This window comes from Bacillus sp. mrc49 (genome assembly GCF_002803435.1).
On record NZ_PHNG01000704.1, the window covers coordinates 1 to 15,331 of the forward strand.

Genomic DNA, 15,331 nt, shown 5'->3' on the forward strand with positions numbered 1-15,331 from the left:
TATTATGATGGAACTTTGTTTCAACGCTCGGACGATCGTAAAGCGCCGCATAATTCCTACATCTCTTTTGCTGACATCCTAAAAGGCGCGAAGGAAAAGGGATATGAAATGAAAGGCGCACCAGAGCCACTCGCTTTCCTTACAAAGGAAGAGGCAGCTGGAATTCAAGGGGAATCGGCACTCAAAGCCGAGATATCCTATGGTTTAAAAGAGTATGATGTTGAGTATGAATACGATGCCACGGATAAGAAATATAAACGTTATTCGAATGGTGAACAAACAGTCGAATATAAATCGCATAATCCGATTTTACTGGATAATATATTGATCATTGAAGCCGATCATCAAGTGATTGACGAAAAGGGTCGTCGCAAAATCGATTTGAAAAGTGGCGGAAAAGGTTATTTACTTCAACGAGGAAAAGTGAATGAAGTAGAATGGGTTAATGAGAGTGGGCGAATCGTACCAGTGAAAAACGATGAGGAAGCAGGGTTGATCCCTGGGAAAACTTGGATCAATATCATTCCGGATCAACCTGGTTTAGAACAAGATGTCTCATTCTGATACCCATGAAATTAAGGGGGAGTAACATGCAAATTGATAAGTTAAGAGGAAAAGAGACGGATCAGCTGTTCAAGTCGATCCTTTCCTTGCGTGATTTGGACGAATGCTATCGATTTTTTGATGATTTATGTACAGTAAATGAAATCTCATCTTTAGCACAGCGTCTAGAAGTAGCACGGATGCTTGAAGAAGGTAAAACCTATCACAAGATTGAAACGGAAACGGGTGCAAGCACAGCTACGATTTCCAGGGTCAAACGCTGTTTGAATTACGGGAATGACGCGTATACAATGGCTCTTAACCGCATTAAGGAAAATGTTGAGGAAACAACTGAATCTTAATGCTATCGATTTTTTATAGGGTGAATTAGAAAAAGCCGAGGAATCCATTCCCGGCTTTTTCTTTTGGGATCAACGCATTCCCGTTTTCCCGCCTTTCGACCGTACCGCTCAAGTTTAAGGTTTTAAAATTGACAATTTATTTTTGGTAAAGATTTTATCGATACTTCTCGTTTTTAATGAAAAATCTTAATGCTATAATGGTGTAATGGGAAGTGTGAATGGAGGATAAAAATGTACGATTTTCGCGAGTGGAAACATGTTTTCAAGCTCGATCCAAATAAAGAAATAAGTGATGAGGCGTTGGAAAAAGTCTGTGAATCCGGTACTGATGCAATCATGGTCGGAGGAACGGATGGCGTCACGCTTGAGAATGTTCTTCATCTAATGGCACGGATCAGGCGGTATACCGTCCCATGCGTAATGGAGATTTCTTCTGTTGAAACGGTGACGCCTGGCTTCGATTTATATTTCATTCCGAGTGTCCTCAATAGCTCCAACCCCGATTGGATGATGAAACTGCATCAGCAAGCAGTTAAAGAATACGGATATTTGTTGAATTGGGATGAGATTTTCGTTGAAGGCTATTGCATCCTGAATCCTGATTGTAAAGCGGCGCAATTGACGAAAGCCGATACTGATCTGGATCTGGATGATGTGGGAGCTTACGCAATGATGGCCGAAAAGATGTTCAACTTGCCGATTTTTTACCTGGAATATAGCGGGGCTTATGGAAATGTCCAGATGGTGGAGGCTGCCAAAGAGAACTTGGACAATACCGTCTTATTTTATGGCGGCGGAATAAAGTCGGTTGAACAGGCAAAAGAGATGGCGCAGTTTGCGGATGTCATCGTTGTCGGTAATGTGATTTATGAAGATTTGAAGGTGGCACTTGCCACAGTTGCAGCAGTGAAATGAAAAAACGGAATAAATGTAGTATACTAAAACGAAAACGAATGTTCGTATAGGCGGTGTGATAATGCAATATTTAGCGGAAAAATTACTAACAGGTTTGAATCAACAGCAACAAAAAGCAGTGAAATCCACAGATGGTCCACTTTTGATCATGGCTGGAGCTGGCAGTGGAAAGACGCGTGTGCTGACTCACCGGATAGCTTACTTGATGGTCGAGAAGGAAATAGCACCTTGGAATATCCTTGCCATTACGTTCACCAATAAAGCGGCACGTGAGATGAAAGAGAGGATTCGCGCCATTCTGGGCGGTGCCTCGGAGGATATCTGGATTTCGACGTTCCACTCGATGTGTGTCCGCATTTTGCGCAGGGATATTGATCGAATCGGATTTAATAGGAATTTCTCGATATTGGATACGACCGATCAGCAATCGGTCATCAAGCAGATCATGAAGGAACGGAACATGGATACGAAGAAATATGATTACCGTGCCATATTAGGCAGCATCAGTTCAGCGAAAAATGAATTGGTCGGTCCTGAAGAATATATGAAGACTGCATCGGATTTCTTCACTAAAGTAACGGCCGAGGTATATACGGAGTATCAAAAACGGCTGCGGAAAAATTCAGCACTCGATTTCGATGACTTGATCATGATGACAATCCAATTGTTCCAACTTGTCCCGGAAGTGCTTGAATACTATCAGCGCAAGTTCCAATATATCCATGTGGATGAGTATCAAGATACGAACAGGGCACAATATATGCTTGTTAAACTACTGGCTTCACGCTTCCGTAACCTCTGTGTCGTCGGGGATTCAGATCAATCGATCTATCGCTGGCGCGGTGCGGATATTGCGAATATCCTTTCATTTGAAAAGGATTATCCGAATGCCAACATGATTTTTCTTGAACAGAATTACCGCTCGACGAAAAAGATTTTGGAAGCGGCGAATAAGGTCATCGATAACAATCAAAACCGGAAGCCGAAAAATCTCTGGACCGAGAATGCCGATGGCAATAAGCTATTCTATTACCGTGCGGATAATGAACAGGGTGAAGCGCAGTTCGTGGCCGGGAAGATCAATGAGTTGGTTCAGGACGGCAGCAGGAAATATTCCGATATAGCAATTCTTTACAGGACAAATGCCCAATCACGTGTAATGGAGGAAGTTCTGCTCAAATCCAACATAAATTATGCCATCGTCGGAGGCACCAAGTTCTATGACCGTAAAGAGATCAAGGACTTACTTGCCTACCTCCGCCTTATTGCCAATCCTGATGATGATATCAGCCTTCGCCGTGTGATCAATGTACCAAAACGCGGGATTGGCGCAACTTCAATGGATAAAGTCGCAGATTATGCAAATCAATATGATGTTTCCATTTATAAAGCTCTTGAATCCGTGGAAATGGTCGGGATAAGCGGGAAGGCCACCAAGGCAGCAAGGGAATTCCATACGTTGATCACGAACTATACAAATCAGCAGGAGTACTTATCTGTGACGGAACTGGTGGAAGAAGTGATTAAGAAAACCGGTTACCGAGAGATGCTGCAGGCAGAAAAAACGATCGAATCACAAAGCCGGCTTGAAAATATAGACGAGTTTTTATCCGTTACGAAAGCATTCGAAAGCAACAGTGACGACAAGTCTTTGGTTGGCTTTCTAACAGACCTGGCGTTAGTGGCCGATATTGACCAACTGGATGAGAATGCAGAAGAGTCTACAAATACGGTAACGTTGATGACGCTGCATTCAGCGAAAGGGTTGGAATATCCTGTAGTCTTTTTACTGGGACTTGAGGAAGGTGTTTTCCCTCATAGCCGTTCGCTAATGGATGAAGAGGAGATGGAAGAAGAACGCCGTCTTGCTTATGTAGGAATTACAAGGGCTGAGAATGAGCTATTCATGAGCAATGCCCAAATGCGGACACTGTATGGGCGTACGAGCATGAATCCCGTTTCACGTTTCATCGGTGAAATACCGGCGGAGCTGCTTGAAGACCTGAAACCGAAGCCTGCTCCAAGGGCAAGGCAAACCCCTTTCAGTTCTTCAGCAAGAGCCAGCACTTCTTCAGCTGCGACAAGAAAAGCACCTGCATTCGGCAGGGCTGTTTCTGCACCATCTGCCACGGGCGGTGAAGAGATTGGCTGGGCTGTCGGTGACCGCGCATCTCATAAAAAGTGGGGTGTAGGAACCGTAGTTAGCGTCAAAGGGGAAGGCGAAGGAAAGGAATTGGATATTGCATTTCCAAGTCCAATTGGCATCAAGCGTCTATTGGCAAAATTTGCACCAGTTGAAAAAGCTTAAGCTATTATTATGCGCATACTGGTAAAGAATAGGGATATCTGACTTTAGACACCGCTCTTCCATATAGAAGTGCGGTGGAGTCTTCTTTAGAAAGGATTGAACGTATGGACTTAAAAGCTGCAGAGAAGAAAGTGCTAGAACTGCAAACGTTATTGAACCAATACAGTTATGAATATTATGTGATGGATCAGCCGTCAGTGCCTGATGCCGAATATGACCGATTGCTTCGTGACCTCATTGAGTATGAAGAGAAATTTCCTGAGCTGCAAACGCAAGACTCACCGACACAGCGGGTCGGCGGAGCGATTTTGGATATGTTCGAAAAAGTGGAGCACACCACACCGATGCTTAGCTTGGGAAATGCTTTCAATGAAAGTGACTTACGCGATTTCGATAGGAAGGTCCGCCAAGCTGTAGGTGATGATTTTTCCTATGTTTGTGAATTGAAAATAGATGGACTTGCCGTCACGCTGCAATATGAGAATGGATATTTCGTAAGAGGGGCAACCCGGGGAGACGGAACGATTGGTGAGGATATCACGGCAAATCTAAAAACGATCAAGTCGATTCCTTTGAAGCTGCGGGAGCCGATTTCTTTAGAGGTTCGCGGCGAGGCATTCATGCCGAAAAAATCATTCGAATCTCTGAATATGGTTAAGGAGGAACGTGGTGAAGAACCGTTTGCAAACCCACGGAATGCGGCTGCAGGTTCGTTAAGGCAGCTTGATCCAAAGCTTGCAGCAAAACGGAACCTCGATATTTTCCTTTATGCGATTGCTGATTTGGGTGAAACGGGAGTTATCAGCCAAAGTGAGGGCCTGGATCTATTGGATCGCTTAGGGTTCAAGACGAATCGGGAAAGAAAAACATGCTTCAATATAGAGGAAGTGTTAGCCTATATAGTAGAATGGACGGAGCAGCGGCCAAACTTAGCCTATGATATCGATGGGATTGTCGTAAAGGTGAATTCCCTTGAACAACAGGATGAATTAGGTTACACTGCCAAAAGCCCGCGTTGGGCCATCGCTTATAAATTCCCGGCTGAAGAAGTCATAACGACACTAAGGGAGATCGAGCTGAATGTGGGCCGTACGGGTGTCTTGACGCCGACTGCTGTTTTGGATCCCGTTCGGGTTGCAGGCACGACCGTACAGCGGGCATCACTGCATAACGAAGATTTGATTCGTGAAAAGGACATCAGAATCGGAGACCAAGTGGTCGTGAAAAAAGCCGGTGATATCATTCCAGAGGTGGTCAATGTACTGGCGGAGCGCCGGACTGGCGATGAATTGGAGTTCCAGATGCCGACTGAATGCCCGGAATGCAGCAGTGAACTCGTCCGTTTGGATGGAGAGGTTGCCTTACGCTGCATCAATCCGAAGTGTCCTGCGCAAATACGGGAAGGCCTGATTCACTTTGTATCCCGGACGGCTATGAATATTGACAGTCTAGGTGAGAAAGTGATCAGCTTGCTGTTTAAAGAAGAACTGATACAAGATGTGGCTGATATTTATAAGCTTACATATGATCAATTGATCGCATTGGAACGGATGGGCGATAAATCGGTCAATAAACTCCTTCAAGCGATCGAGGCTTCGAAATCCAATTCCTTGGAAAAATTACTATTCGGGTTAGGGATTCGGCATGTTGGGTCGAAGGCGGCAAAAACACTGGCCCGGGAATTTGGCACGATGGAAGCCCTAAGCAAGGCAAGCCGTGAGGAATTAACGTCCATTAATGAAATAGGCGATAAGATGGCGGACTCCATCGTTGCATATTTTGAGTTGGAAGAAGTCCATGCATTATTGAATGAGCTGGAAGCGGCCGGTGTGAATCTTGCTTATAAAGGGGCAAGAGCTGTTCCCGTTGAGGAAATCGATTCGTTTTTTGCCGGGAAAACGGTTGTGTTAACTGGTAAATTGCATCAGCTAACGCGTAATGAAGCAAAAGAAAAATTAGAGGCGCTTGGCGCTAATGTTGCCGGAAGTGTCAGCAAGAAAACCGATTTGGTCGTGGCTGGGGAAGATGCCGGATCAAAACTGGATAAAGCCGAAAGTTTAGGCGTCCTGGTTTGGGATGAAGAGAGACTGATTGAGGAACTAAAAAAATAAGAGGTGTAGCTATGAGGAAACACTCTGTTTTGGGGATGGTCCTGATACTGCTTCTTGCTGGGTGTGCGCCTAGTTTTGAGGATAAGCAAGAGGTAGTTAAAGACTCCAAAGACAAAAAAGAAACGGCAATCATTCCGAAGTATAAAATTTCGGAAGAATATTATCAAACAATCCTTCCGTTTGAGCCATCAAAAGCCCGCGGTTTGGTCGTATCGAACTTAAATACCCGCTATGATATTGAAGAATTCGAAAATGGACTGATGAGGCTGGCCCAAACTCAATTCGATCCGGAGGAATATCTATTCCAAGAGGGACAAATGCTTAGCAGCTCCACGATTTCCTCCTGGCTTAACAGGAAATTCACCAAAAGTCAGCTGCAAGAAAAGGATTTGAAAGCTTCAGAAAATCTGGGTTTGAACCCGCTTGATTCCGGTAAAGGTGACATCGATAAGCGGAATGAAGAAAATCCGATCTATCTTGCTCACATTTTAGAACATAATTACTTAGTCAAATCAAAAGACAATTCAGTGAAACTGGGCGGAGTAGTAATAGGCCTTGCCCTGAATTCCGTGCATTATTATCAAAAGGAAGCCTATGGCGCCACGTATGAACAGAAAATCGATAGTAAGAAGCTTAAGCAAGAAGGCGAAAAAATTGCGGCGCAGGTCTTGAAACGTCTCCGTTCGATGGACAAGCTGAAAAACGTCCCGATTACGATTGCCTTGTTCGAACAAAATGAAAAATCCTCAGTGGTTCCAGGGAATTTCATTTCTTATACCAATATCGGTCAGAATTCCAATAGCATCGGAAAATGGAATGACCTGAACGAGGAGTATTTCCTATTCCCTTCTGCAGGTGCTGAAAAAAAATACCGGGATGACGTCAATACCTTCACGAACTTCAAAGAAGATGTTGAAGAATATTTCCCTAACTTTAACGGAGTCATCGGCAGGGCGTTTTATATGGATGACCAATTACAAAGCTTGAACATTGATATTCCCATTCAATTTTATGGGAACTCGGAAGCGATTGGCTTTACCCAATATGTAGCCGGTCTCGTAATGGAACGCTTCCCTAAATATATTTCCGTACAGGTATCGATTACCTCGGTAAATGGACCTGAAGCTCTCATTGTCCGTGAAGCAAATCAAGCCGAACCAACCGTGCATATATATGAATGATAAAAGATGAAGCTTAACAGCTTCGTCTTTTTTTTCGATTGTAAGAGATTCCATATTAGAAAGTGATTTCCTCTAAAAAGGGGGAGGCTTGTCGAATTACACGGATGTTGTGCCATTTCCCCGGAAATTCCGCCAACTTTCTCATATTTCCCGGAAAATATCTGATTTTGCTTATCAAATATTTGAATTTCGACATGGTATCTCCTGTTGCTTTACTGTGTAATAGTTTGATATGATTTAAACGATGATTTTATGGAGAAAAGCGGCGAAATTCAGTCGATTTGGATATTTTTTCGGAGGTGAAGAGAATGTCACGTATTTCAATGGAACAAGTTAAACACGTTGCCCATTTGGCACGTTTGGCCATTACGGAAGAAGAAGCAAAGCAGTTTCAGCATCAGCTTGACCAAATGATTTCATTTGCGGAGCAGTTGAATGAACTTGATACAGATCAAGTGAACCCGACTTCTCACGTTTTGGATATGAAGAATGTAATGCGGGAAGATGTTGCAAAGCCTGGATTGCCAGTGGAAGAAGTAGTGAAAAATGCACCGGATAGCAAAGAAGGATATATCCGTGTACCATCCATAATTGAATAAGGAGGGACAATGATGTCGTTGTTCGAACAAAAGGTTTCTGAACTGCATGAACGCTTACATAAGAAAGAGATCAGTGTTACTGATCTTGTTAACGAATCGTATAAGCGAATCGGCGAGGTAGAGGGCAAGGTGAAGGCATTTTTGACTCTTGATGAGGAAAACGCCCGCACTCAGGCAAAACAATTGGATGACCAACTCGTAAAAGGCGGGAACGAAGGCGCTTTATTTGGCATGCCAATCGGAGTTAAGGATAATATTGTCACAAAAAATTTACGAACGACTTGTGCGAGCAAAATCTTGGAGAACTTTGATCCGATTTATGACGCAACCGTCGTTCAAAAGTTACAAAAGGCTGAAACGGTGACCATCGGTAAATTGAACATGGATGAATTTGCGATGGGGTCTTCAAATGAGAATTCGGCCTATCAGGCCACACGCAATCCTTGGAACACGGATTATGTACCAGGCGGCTCTTCAGGTGGCTCTGCTGCGTCAGTCGCTTCAGGTGAAGTCTTATTCTCTTTAGGCTCAGATACAGGTGGATCGATTCGCCAACCAGCGGCTTACTGCGGCGTAGTCGGCCTTAAGCCTACATATGGACGGGTTTCACGTTACGGACTAGTGGCATTCGCATCCTCATTGGACCAAATCGGCCCGGTTACAAGAACAGTGGAAGATAATGCCTATTTGCTTGAGGCGATTTCAGGTGTAGATCCAATGGATTCCACCTCAGCCAATTTGGACGTGCCGAATTTTGTGAATTCATTAACAGGCGATGTACGAGGTTTGAAAATTGCCGTTCCTAAAGAATACTTGGGCGAAGGCGTTGGTGAAGAAGCGCGTAACTCCGTTCTTGAAGCGTTGAAAGTATTGGAAGGACTTGGAGCTGAATGGGAAGAAGTATCTTTGCCGCATTCCAAATATGCCTTGGCTGCTTACTATCTGCTTTCTTCATCCGAAGCCTCGACGAACCTTTCCCGCTTCGATGGAGTTCGGTTCGGACACCGTACGGATAATGCGGAAACGCTTATTGAAATGTATAAACAAACCCGTGCCGAAGGATTCGGTGACGAAGTGAAACGCCGTATCATGCTAGGGACGTTCTCCTTAAGCTCAGGCTATTATGATGCGTATTATAAAAAGGCTCAAAAAGTACGTACTTTAATCAAGCGGGACTTTGAGGATGTTTTTGAAAAATATGATCTTATCGTTGGCCCGACTACACCAACGCCAGCATTTAAAATCGGTGAAAAAATGGACGACCCATTAACGATGTACGCGAATGATATTTTAACGATCCCAGTGAACCTTGCTGGTGTACCAGGGATATCCGTGCCGTGCGGATTCGGGGCGAATGGGCTTCCGCTTGGACTTCAAATGATTGGAAAGCATTTTGATGAAAGCACGATTTATCGCGCAGCTCACGCATTCGAGCAAGCAACAGATTTTCATAAACAATTTCCTAAGCTGTAAGGGGTGAAAAAAATGGACTTTGAAACGGTAATTGGTTTAGAAGTGCACGTAGAATTAAAAACGGATTCAAAAATATTCTCGGCGAGCCCGAATCATTTCGGTGCCGCCCCGAATAGTAACACGACCGTAATTGACCTAGGTTACCCAGGCGTATTGCCTGTCGTCAATAAAAAGGCTGTTGATTTTGCAATGAAGGCAGCCATCGCATTGAATTGTGAAGTTGCGGAAATTACGAAATTCGACCGGAAAAACTATTTTTACCCGGACAATCCTAAAGCGTACCAAATTTCGCAGTTCGATCAACCAATCGGTGAACATGGCTGGATTGAAATAGAAGTAGGCGGCAAGAAAAAGAAAATCGGCATCACCCGCATCCATATGGAAGAGGATGCAGGAAAGCTGACCCATAAAGGGAACTACTCACTATGTGATTATAACCGTCAAGGAACTCCACTCGTTGAAATCGTTTCCGAACCGGATATCACTTCCCCTGAAGAGGCATATGCCTATCTGGAAAAATTGAAATCGATTATTCAATATACAGGCGTTTCCGATTGTAAGATGGAAGAAGGCTCACTTCGCTGTGATGCCAACATTTCCTTGAAACCTGTCGGGCAAAAGGAATTCGGCACGAAGACCGAATTGAAAAACCTGAATTCCTTCAACTTCGTTCGCAAAGGCTTGGAGCATGAAGAAATCCGCCAAGCGGAAATCTTGAATGAAGGCGGCATAATCGAGCAGGAAACACGCAGGTTCGACGAAGCGACAGGCAGAACGGTCCTGATGAGGATCAAAGAAGGTTCCGATGATTACCGCTACTTCCCGGAGCCGGACTTATTGACGATCCATATCGATGAAGAATGGAAAGCGCGCATTGCAGCAGAAATTCCAGAGCTTCCGGATGCCCGGAAAAAACGGTATGTCGAGGAATTCGGCTTACCGGAATACGATGCTGCCGTCTTAACTGTAACGAAAGAAACGGCCGATTTTTTTGAAGCGACTGCAGCGGCCGGAGCAGATGCAAAACTGGCATCCAACTGGATCATGGGCGAGGTTTCCGCATTCTTGAATGCCGAAGGAAAAGAACTGCATGATGTCCAACTGACGGCCGAATCATTGGCAGGCATGATCAAGCTGATTGAAGATGGGACGATTTCTTCTAAAATCGCTAAAAAAGTTTTCAAAGAACTGATAGAAAACGGTGGGGATGCAGAAACGATCGTCAAGGAGAAGGGACTCGTCCAAATCTCCGATGAAGGAGCATTGTTGACTGCGGTTGAAGAAGCGCTGAATAATAATCCGCAATCAATCGAAGACTTTAAAGCCGGAAAGCAAAAGGCGATCGGCTTCCTTGTCGGGCAGATTATGAAGGCGACGAAAGGTCAAGCCAATCCACAGCTTGTTAATAAAATCTTGGTTGAGCAAATCAATAAACGTTAATTTGTGACCGTACCACTGTTAAAGTGGTACGGTTTTTACTTGATTTGGAATAGGGCTTAACGAGAATAATAAAAAGGCAGCCGGCAAGTGAAAAAAATTTGGAGTTATCTGTAGGGGTAACTCCTTTTTGTGTCGTCTATTACATGAATGTTTAACAGAAAGGAGGAAGAGAAGTGACGGATGAGCTAGTGGAGAAGGTCAGGGCTGGGAATGATCATGCATTCCGGATATTGATTGAAACGTATAAACAGACGATATATCGAACCGTCTATTCCGTTTTACGCAATCAAAAAGATGCAGAAGATGTAACCCAGGAAGTCTTTATCAAAATCTATACTTCTCTTCCTCAATATAAGAATCAGGGCTTCAAAACTTGGATCACCCGTATAGCCGTCAATCATGCAATCGATCTTAAGCGAAAAAGGCAACGCCAGAAGGAAGAGCCGCATGAGGAACGATCATCGGAATCGGAATTGGGCGCATCTGTTGATGTCGAGGCTGTTTTTTTTCAAAATGAAAGACGAAAGCAAGTATTGCGCAAGCTGAATGACCTCCCGGATGGCTATCGTGACGTGGTATATGATTACTACATAAAGGAGAAGACATTCAAGCAAATTGCAGAGGAACAGCAGATCCAAGTGAAGTCTGTCGAGGTTAAGTTATATCGTGCAAGAAATTGGATGAGAAAACATTGGAAAGAGGAGGATTTTTCATGAATCATGTTTCCAAGGCTGGATGGGTTGCTTATTTGGCAGATGAAATGCCCGAGGATTTAAAAATAGAATATGAAAATCATCTATACTCCTGTGACGAATGTTTGTCCGTTTATATGGAAGCGATGGAAATGGAAGAGGGCAGCCTCCTCATCGCTGGTGACATTGCAGATTCTGTCATGAAGTCGATCAAGCGTGAAAAAGGCGGGGCTGAGGAAGAGGCCACGCAAATCCGGAAAGAGCAATCACTTCGGACGATCGCAAGACATTATCTGATAGCGGCCGGATTTACGGTTTTATTAATGGCCGGCGGAGTATTTCAATCATTGACTGAATACGTGGATTCCGTGGAGACGACCAGTGTGAAGGAAACAAAATCCCTGACAGATGGGATTATCGATAAAACATTCAATTGGATGGACTCGATCGAAAAGAAAAATAAGGAGGGGTTTATTAATGAATAAAAGTCCGGTCATCGCTTTTTTATTATCGTTCCTTCCAGGATTCGGGCATTTTTATCTGGGTAGGACATATAAAGGATTATTTTATTTTCTTGCTGCGTTCGGATTTGGGGTTGGAGGGCTCATGCTTGCATTGATCAGTCATACAGACGCATTCCTGGCCTTTTCCGTGATTGGCATGGTGTTTTATTTCATTAGTATATTTGACTTGGTGGTCACCTCTTTAAGAAATCCGCATGGTGAAGCAGATATGGAGAAAGTGGCTGCGCAGCCGGAAGCGGAAAGATTTTATGTGATCATTCTTTCATTCGTTCCGGGCGTCGGGCATTTTCAGCTTGGCCTCATGAATCGGGGCCTCATTTTTCTCATAGGTTTTTTGGGATTGGGGATTATGGTGGTGTTCCTGAGCATGATGACACAGATGGAGGGTCTGTTAATATTCATGGCGCTATTGCCGGTCATCTGGATTTACAGCTTTTTTGATTCCGTTCAACAGCTGAATAAAAAGCAGCGAGGCGAGGAACTCATCGATCGGACCGTGCTGGAGGATTTCGAGCAAAGGCGGGAAACCGGCAAGAAGAGTAAATCGATTGCAACTTTATTCTCCATCTTCCCTGGGGCCGGCCACTTATATTTGGGCCTGCAAAAACGCGGAATTCAATTGATGGCTGGTTTTTTGTTTGCCATTTACATATTGGATTTGCTCCGGTTGGGCTTCTTCTTTTTCCTTATTCCGATCATCTGGTTTTATAGCTTTTTCGATGGATTGCAAAAAGCCTCGAAAATGGAAGAAGGACCTGTTGAAGATACGCCGATCATTTCAGGAATCGTCAACCAACAAAAATGGATAGGATTCGGTTTGATGGGACTTGGAATCTATTTCTTGACCAGTAATATCATCGTACCTGCGATTGCCCCCCATTTGAATGAGTGGATTGGAAGCAACTTGGAATATTGGTTCAGAGATTACTTCCAAAAAGGATTGGTGTGCATCCTTCTTATAGGCGGCGGAATCAAATTGATGGCGGGCAGTAAAAAATCTAGGGTGGAGGAGGAGACAAAATGAGGACATGGAGAGTCGGAACGATTTCAATGGGTGCTGCCCTTGTAGGTTTAGGTGTGGTTTTACTGGCATCCCAATTCCTGCATCTGGATTTGACGACGATTTTCCTATCATGGTGGCCGCTAGTGTTCATCATCTTGGGAGCTGAGATACTTTTCTTTGTCTTTTTCTCCAGAAAAGAAAGTTCCTTCGTTAAGTATGATATTCTTAGCATTCTGTTCGTGGGCTTGCTTGGGATGCTGGGAATAGTATGCATTTTGCTAACGTCAAGCGGCCTGATGGATCAGGTCAGGGCAGCGGTGAAAAGCGAAGAAAAGACCGTCGATTTACCTGGCTTCAATGAAAAAGCCGGAAAAGGAATACAAAGAGTCGTCTTGGATTCCGGTTCATACCCCTTGACGGTCGAAAGCGGTACAGAGGAGTCGGTTTCCATTTTCGGAACATATGATGAGCTGGGAATGGAGACTTCAGGACCACTGCTGAAACGGGCGGAAGATTATTTATTGGTTCAAAGAAATGGAGATACGCTTTATATCAGCTTCAAGGATTTACCGATCCAAAACCGACTTTTCGACACTGGCAACATGGATCTAGAGGCGACTCTCGTCATCCCTGCCGAGCTGGCCTTGGAGATAGAAGGTCAAAGTGCCGACCTTGTCTTGAAACCTCGTCAGCTCCTGAATGACTGGAATGTGAAGGACAGCGGGAACCTTAGTGTGTTCCTTCAAGAAAATAGCGATATCAAGATAGAGGCAAGAGGGGCCGACGAACTGGAAGGCCCCAAGGACGGCTGGAAGGTGAATGAAGGAAAATCGGATCAAATAAGCGAAAATGACCCTGAAAAAAAGAACGGAATATTCAAGTATGGAAAAGGGAATCATAGTTTAACGGTCACAGATACGATCCATGTTACGGTTCATAATCCGTGATCGAAATCATTTACTAGAATAAAATGATAAAAAGCATTATAATTTCCCTGATAACAATTCTGGAAAAATGCATATAAAGGTATGGACCGAAAGTTCGGTCCTCTTTTTTTTCGAATATTGCTTTTCATGTAATGAAGGATTAAGATGTAAATTATGGAATCAATATGTATAAGGATGATGGGAAATGAAAAGAGCAAGGTTAATTTACAATCCGACTTCTGGCCGGGAAGCGATTAAGAAGAGTCTGCCAGGTGTGCTAGCGAAGCTTGAGGAAGCTGGTTATGAAGCTTCTGCACATGCCACGACTGGTGCTGGTGATGCGACGAATGCAGCTAAGATCGCCATTGAACGAGGCTATGATATTGTCATTGCGGCAGGGGGCGACGGTACGATTTATGAGGTTGTTAATGGACTGGCCACTGCAGAAAAACGCCCTAAACTAGGGATCATTCCGACGGGAACGACGAATGACTTCGCCCGGGCGCTGCATTTACCGAAGTCAATCGAAGGTGCAGCCGAAATCATTGCCCGCGGGCATACGATGCCGATCGATATCGGGAAAATGAATGATAAATATTTCATCAATATTGCTGGCGGAGGACGATTGACTGAATTGACTTATGACGTGCCGATCAAGCTGAAAACGATGCTTGGGCAGCTGGCATATTATATAAAAGGTATCGAAATGCTTCCATCGATTAAACCGACGGAGGTATCCATTGAATATGATGGAAAGCTGTTTGAAGGAGAGATCATGCTTTTCTTGGTCGCCAACACGAATTCGGTCGGCGGCTTTGAGAAATTGGCTCCTGATGCATCCCTGAATGATGGCATGTTCACATTGCTCATCTTGAAAAAAGCCAATCTCGCGGATATTGTCCGTGTCGCAACATTGGCAATGCGCGGAGAGCATATTCATGATAAGAACGTCATTTATGAAAAAGCGAATCGGATAAAAGTACAGGCCAAAAAGGACATGATGCTTAACTTGGATGGCGAATTTGGCGGGATGGCCCCGGCTGAATTCGTAAATCAGTACCGCCATTTTGATGTATTCATCCCACAAGGAATATTGCCGGACGATCCGACAAATAAATAGGAAAAAAGGTCACGGAAATCCGGTGGCCTTTTTCAGTAAAACTTTGCAAGGAGAATGCGTGAATATGTATATTAGGCAAGCGAAACCGGAAGATGCGGACAAGGCAGCTTCATTGATCCGGTTAGCGATTAAGG

The 15,331-nt window shown here is 44.1% G+C and carries 14 protein-coding genes; all 14 read left to right on the forward strand.

What is annotated here, in order from left to right; all coding sequences use genetic code 11:
* A partial coding sequence (locus CVN76_RS16705; protein ID WP_157805685.1) for a DUF3048 domain-containing protein occupies nucleotides 1–564 on the forward strand: 564 nt, incomplete at its 5' end.
* A 26-nt stretch (nucleotides 565–590) separates the two neighbouring features.
* Nucleotides 591–905 (forward strand): YerC/YecD family TrpR-related protein, encoded by a 315-nt coding sequence (locus CVN76_RS16710; RefSeq protein WP_057913894.1) that lies wholly within the window; start codon nucleotides 591–593, stop codon nucleotides 903–905.
* Between the two features lie 231 nt (nucleotides 906–1,136).
* Nucleotides 1,137–1,820 carry a heptaprenylglyceryl phosphate synthase gene (locus tag CVN76_RS16715; protein ID WP_100532202.1) on the forward strand — a complete coding sequence of 228 codons (684 nt, stop codon included), beginning with the start codon at nucleotides 1,137–1,139 and terminating at the stop codon, nucleotides 1,818–1,820.
* A gap of 61 nt (nucleotides 1,821–1,881) precedes the next feature.
* Nucleotides 1,882–4,128 (forward strand): DNA helicase PcrA, encoded by a 2,247-nt coding sequence (gene pcrA / locus CVN76_RS16720; RefSeq protein ID WP_100532203.1) that lies wholly within the window; start codon nucleotides 1,882–1,884, stop codon nucleotides 4,126–4,128.
* Between the two features lie 104 nt (nucleotides 4,129–4,232).
* Nucleotides 4,233–6,239: an NAD-dependent DNA ligase LigA gene (gene ligA / locus CVN76_RS16725; RefSeq protein ID WP_100532204.1), complete on the forward strand. Its 2,007-nt coding sequence runs from the start codon at nucleotides 4,233–4,235 to the stop codon at nucleotides 6,237–6,239.
* A gap of 11 nt (nucleotides 6,240–6,250) precedes the next feature.
* Nucleotides 6,251–7,420 (forward strand): CamS family sex pheromone protein, encoded by a 1,170-nt coding sequence (locus CVN76_RS16730; protein WP_100532205.1) that lies wholly within the window; start codon nucleotides 6,251–6,253, stop codon nucleotides 7,418–7,420.
* A gap of 308 nt (nucleotides 7,421–7,728) precedes the next feature.
* Nucleotides 7,729–8,019, forward strand: coding sequence for an Asp-tRNA(Asn)/Glu-tRNA(Gln) amidotransferase subunit GatC (gene gatC, locus CVN76_RS16735; RefSeq protein WP_034306082.1), 291 nt, complete (start codon nucleotides 7,729–7,731; stop codon nucleotides 8,017–8,019).
* Nucleotides 8,020–8,031: 12 nt separating this feature from the next.
* A complete protein-coding gene (gene gatA / locus CVN76_RS16740; protein WP_100532206.1) occupies nucleotides 8,032–9,492 on the forward strand; it encodes an Asp-tRNA(Asn)/Glu-tRNA(Gln) amidotransferase subunit GatA in 1,461 nt (486 codons plus the stop codon).
* Nucleotides 9,493–9,504: 12 nt separating this feature from the next.
* Entirely contained in the window at nucleotides 9,505–10,932 is a 1,428-nt protein-coding gene (gatB, locus tag CVN76_RS16745; RefSeq protein ID WP_100532207.1) for an Asp-tRNA(Asn)/Glu-tRNA(Gln) amidotransferase subunit GatB, read from the forward strand.
* 173 nt (nucleotides 10,933–11,105) lie between these two features.
* Complete coding sequence (locus tag CVN76_RS16750) at nucleotides 11,106–11,648, forward strand: RNA polymerase sigma factor (protein WP_100532208.1); 543 nt, start codon at nucleotides 11,106–11,108, stop codon at nucleotides 11,646–11,648.
* Nucleotides 11,645–12,109 carry a hypothetical protein gene (locus CVN76_RS16755; protein WP_100532209.1) on the forward strand — a complete coding sequence of 155 codons (465 nt, stop codon included), beginning with the start codon at nucleotides 11,645–11,647 and terminating at the stop codon, nucleotides 12,107–12,109. The genes CVN76_RS16750 and CVN76_RS16755 overlap by 4 nt, the downstream gene beginning before the upstream one ends.
* Entirely contained in the window at nucleotides 12,102–13,172 is a 1,071-nt protein-coding gene (locus CVN76_RS16760; RefSeq protein WP_100532210.1) for a TM2 domain-containing protein, read from the forward strand. Before CVN76_RS16755 ends, CVN76_RS16760 begins: the two co-directional genes overlap by 8 nt.
* On the forward strand, nucleotides 13,169–14,098 hold the full coding sequence (locus CVN76_RS16765; RefSeq protein ID WP_100532211.1) for a LiaF transmembrane domain-containing protein: 930 nt from the start codon (nucleotides 13,169–13,171) through the stop codon (nucleotides 14,096–14,098). The genes CVN76_RS16760 and CVN76_RS16765 overlap by 4 nt, the downstream gene beginning before the upstream one ends.
* A 184-nt stretch (nucleotides 14,099–14,282) precedes the next feature.
* Nucleotides 14,283–15,197 (forward strand): diacylglycerol kinase, encoded by a 915-nt coding sequence (locus CVN76_RS16770; protein ID WP_061140536.1) that lies wholly within the window; start codon nucleotides 14,283–14,285, stop codon nucleotides 15,195–15,197.
* The last annotated feature ends 134 nt before the right edge of the window (nucleotides 15,198–15,331 follow it).

What these genes read in the sequence shown, in the direction of transcription:
- gatC (WP_034306082.1), top strand. Translation starts at nt 7,729, where the DNA reads ATGTCACGTATTTCAATGGAACAAGTTAAACACGTTGCCCATTTGGCA.
- CVN76_RS16715 (WP_100532202.1), top strand. Translation starts at nt 1,137, where the DNA reads ATGTACGATTTTCGCGAGTGGAAACATGTTTTCAAGCTCGATCCAAAT.
- ligA (WP_100532204.1), top strand. Translation starts at nt 4,233, where the DNA reads ATGGACTTAAAAGCTGCAGAGAAGAAAGTGCTAGAACTGCAAACGTTA.
- gatB (WP_100532207.1), top strand. Translation starts at nt 9,505, where the DNA reads ATGGACTTTGAAACGGTAATTGGTTTAGAAGTGCACGTAGAATTAAAA.
- CVN76_RS16770 (WP_061140536.1), top strand. Translation starts at nt 14,283, where the DNA reads ATGAAAAGAGCAAGGTTAATTTACAATCCGACTTCTGGCCGGGAAGCG.
- CVN76_RS16755 (WP_100532209.1), top strand. Translation starts at nt 11,645, where the DNA reads ATGAATCATGTTTCCAAGGCTGGATGGGTTGCTTATTTGGCAGATGAA.
- CVN76_RS16730 (WP_100532205.1), top strand. Translation starts at nt 6,251, where the DNA reads ATGAGGAAACACTCTGTTTTGGGGATGGTCCTGATACTGCTTCTTGCT.
- pcrA (WP_100532203.1), top strand. Translation starts at nt 1,882, where the DNA reads ATGCAATATTTAGCGGAAAAATTACTAACAGGTTTGAATCAACAGCAA.
- gatA (WP_100532206.1), top strand. Translation starts at nt 8,032, where the DNA reads ATGTCGTTGTTCGAACAAAAGGTTTCTGAACTGCATGAACGCTTACAT.
- CVN76_RS16765 (WP_100532211.1), top strand. Translation starts at nt 13,169, where the DNA reads ATGAGGACATGGAGAGTCGGAACGATTTCAATGGGTGCTGCCCTTGTA.
- CVN76_RS16710 (WP_057913894.1), top strand. Translation starts at nt 591, where the DNA reads ATGCAAATTGATAAGTTAAGAGGAAAAGAGACGGATCAGCTGTTCAAG.
- CVN76_RS16760 (WP_100532210.1), top strand. Translation starts at nt 12,102, where the DNA reads ATGAATAAAAGTCCGGTCATCGCTTTTTTATTATCGTTCCTTCCAGGA.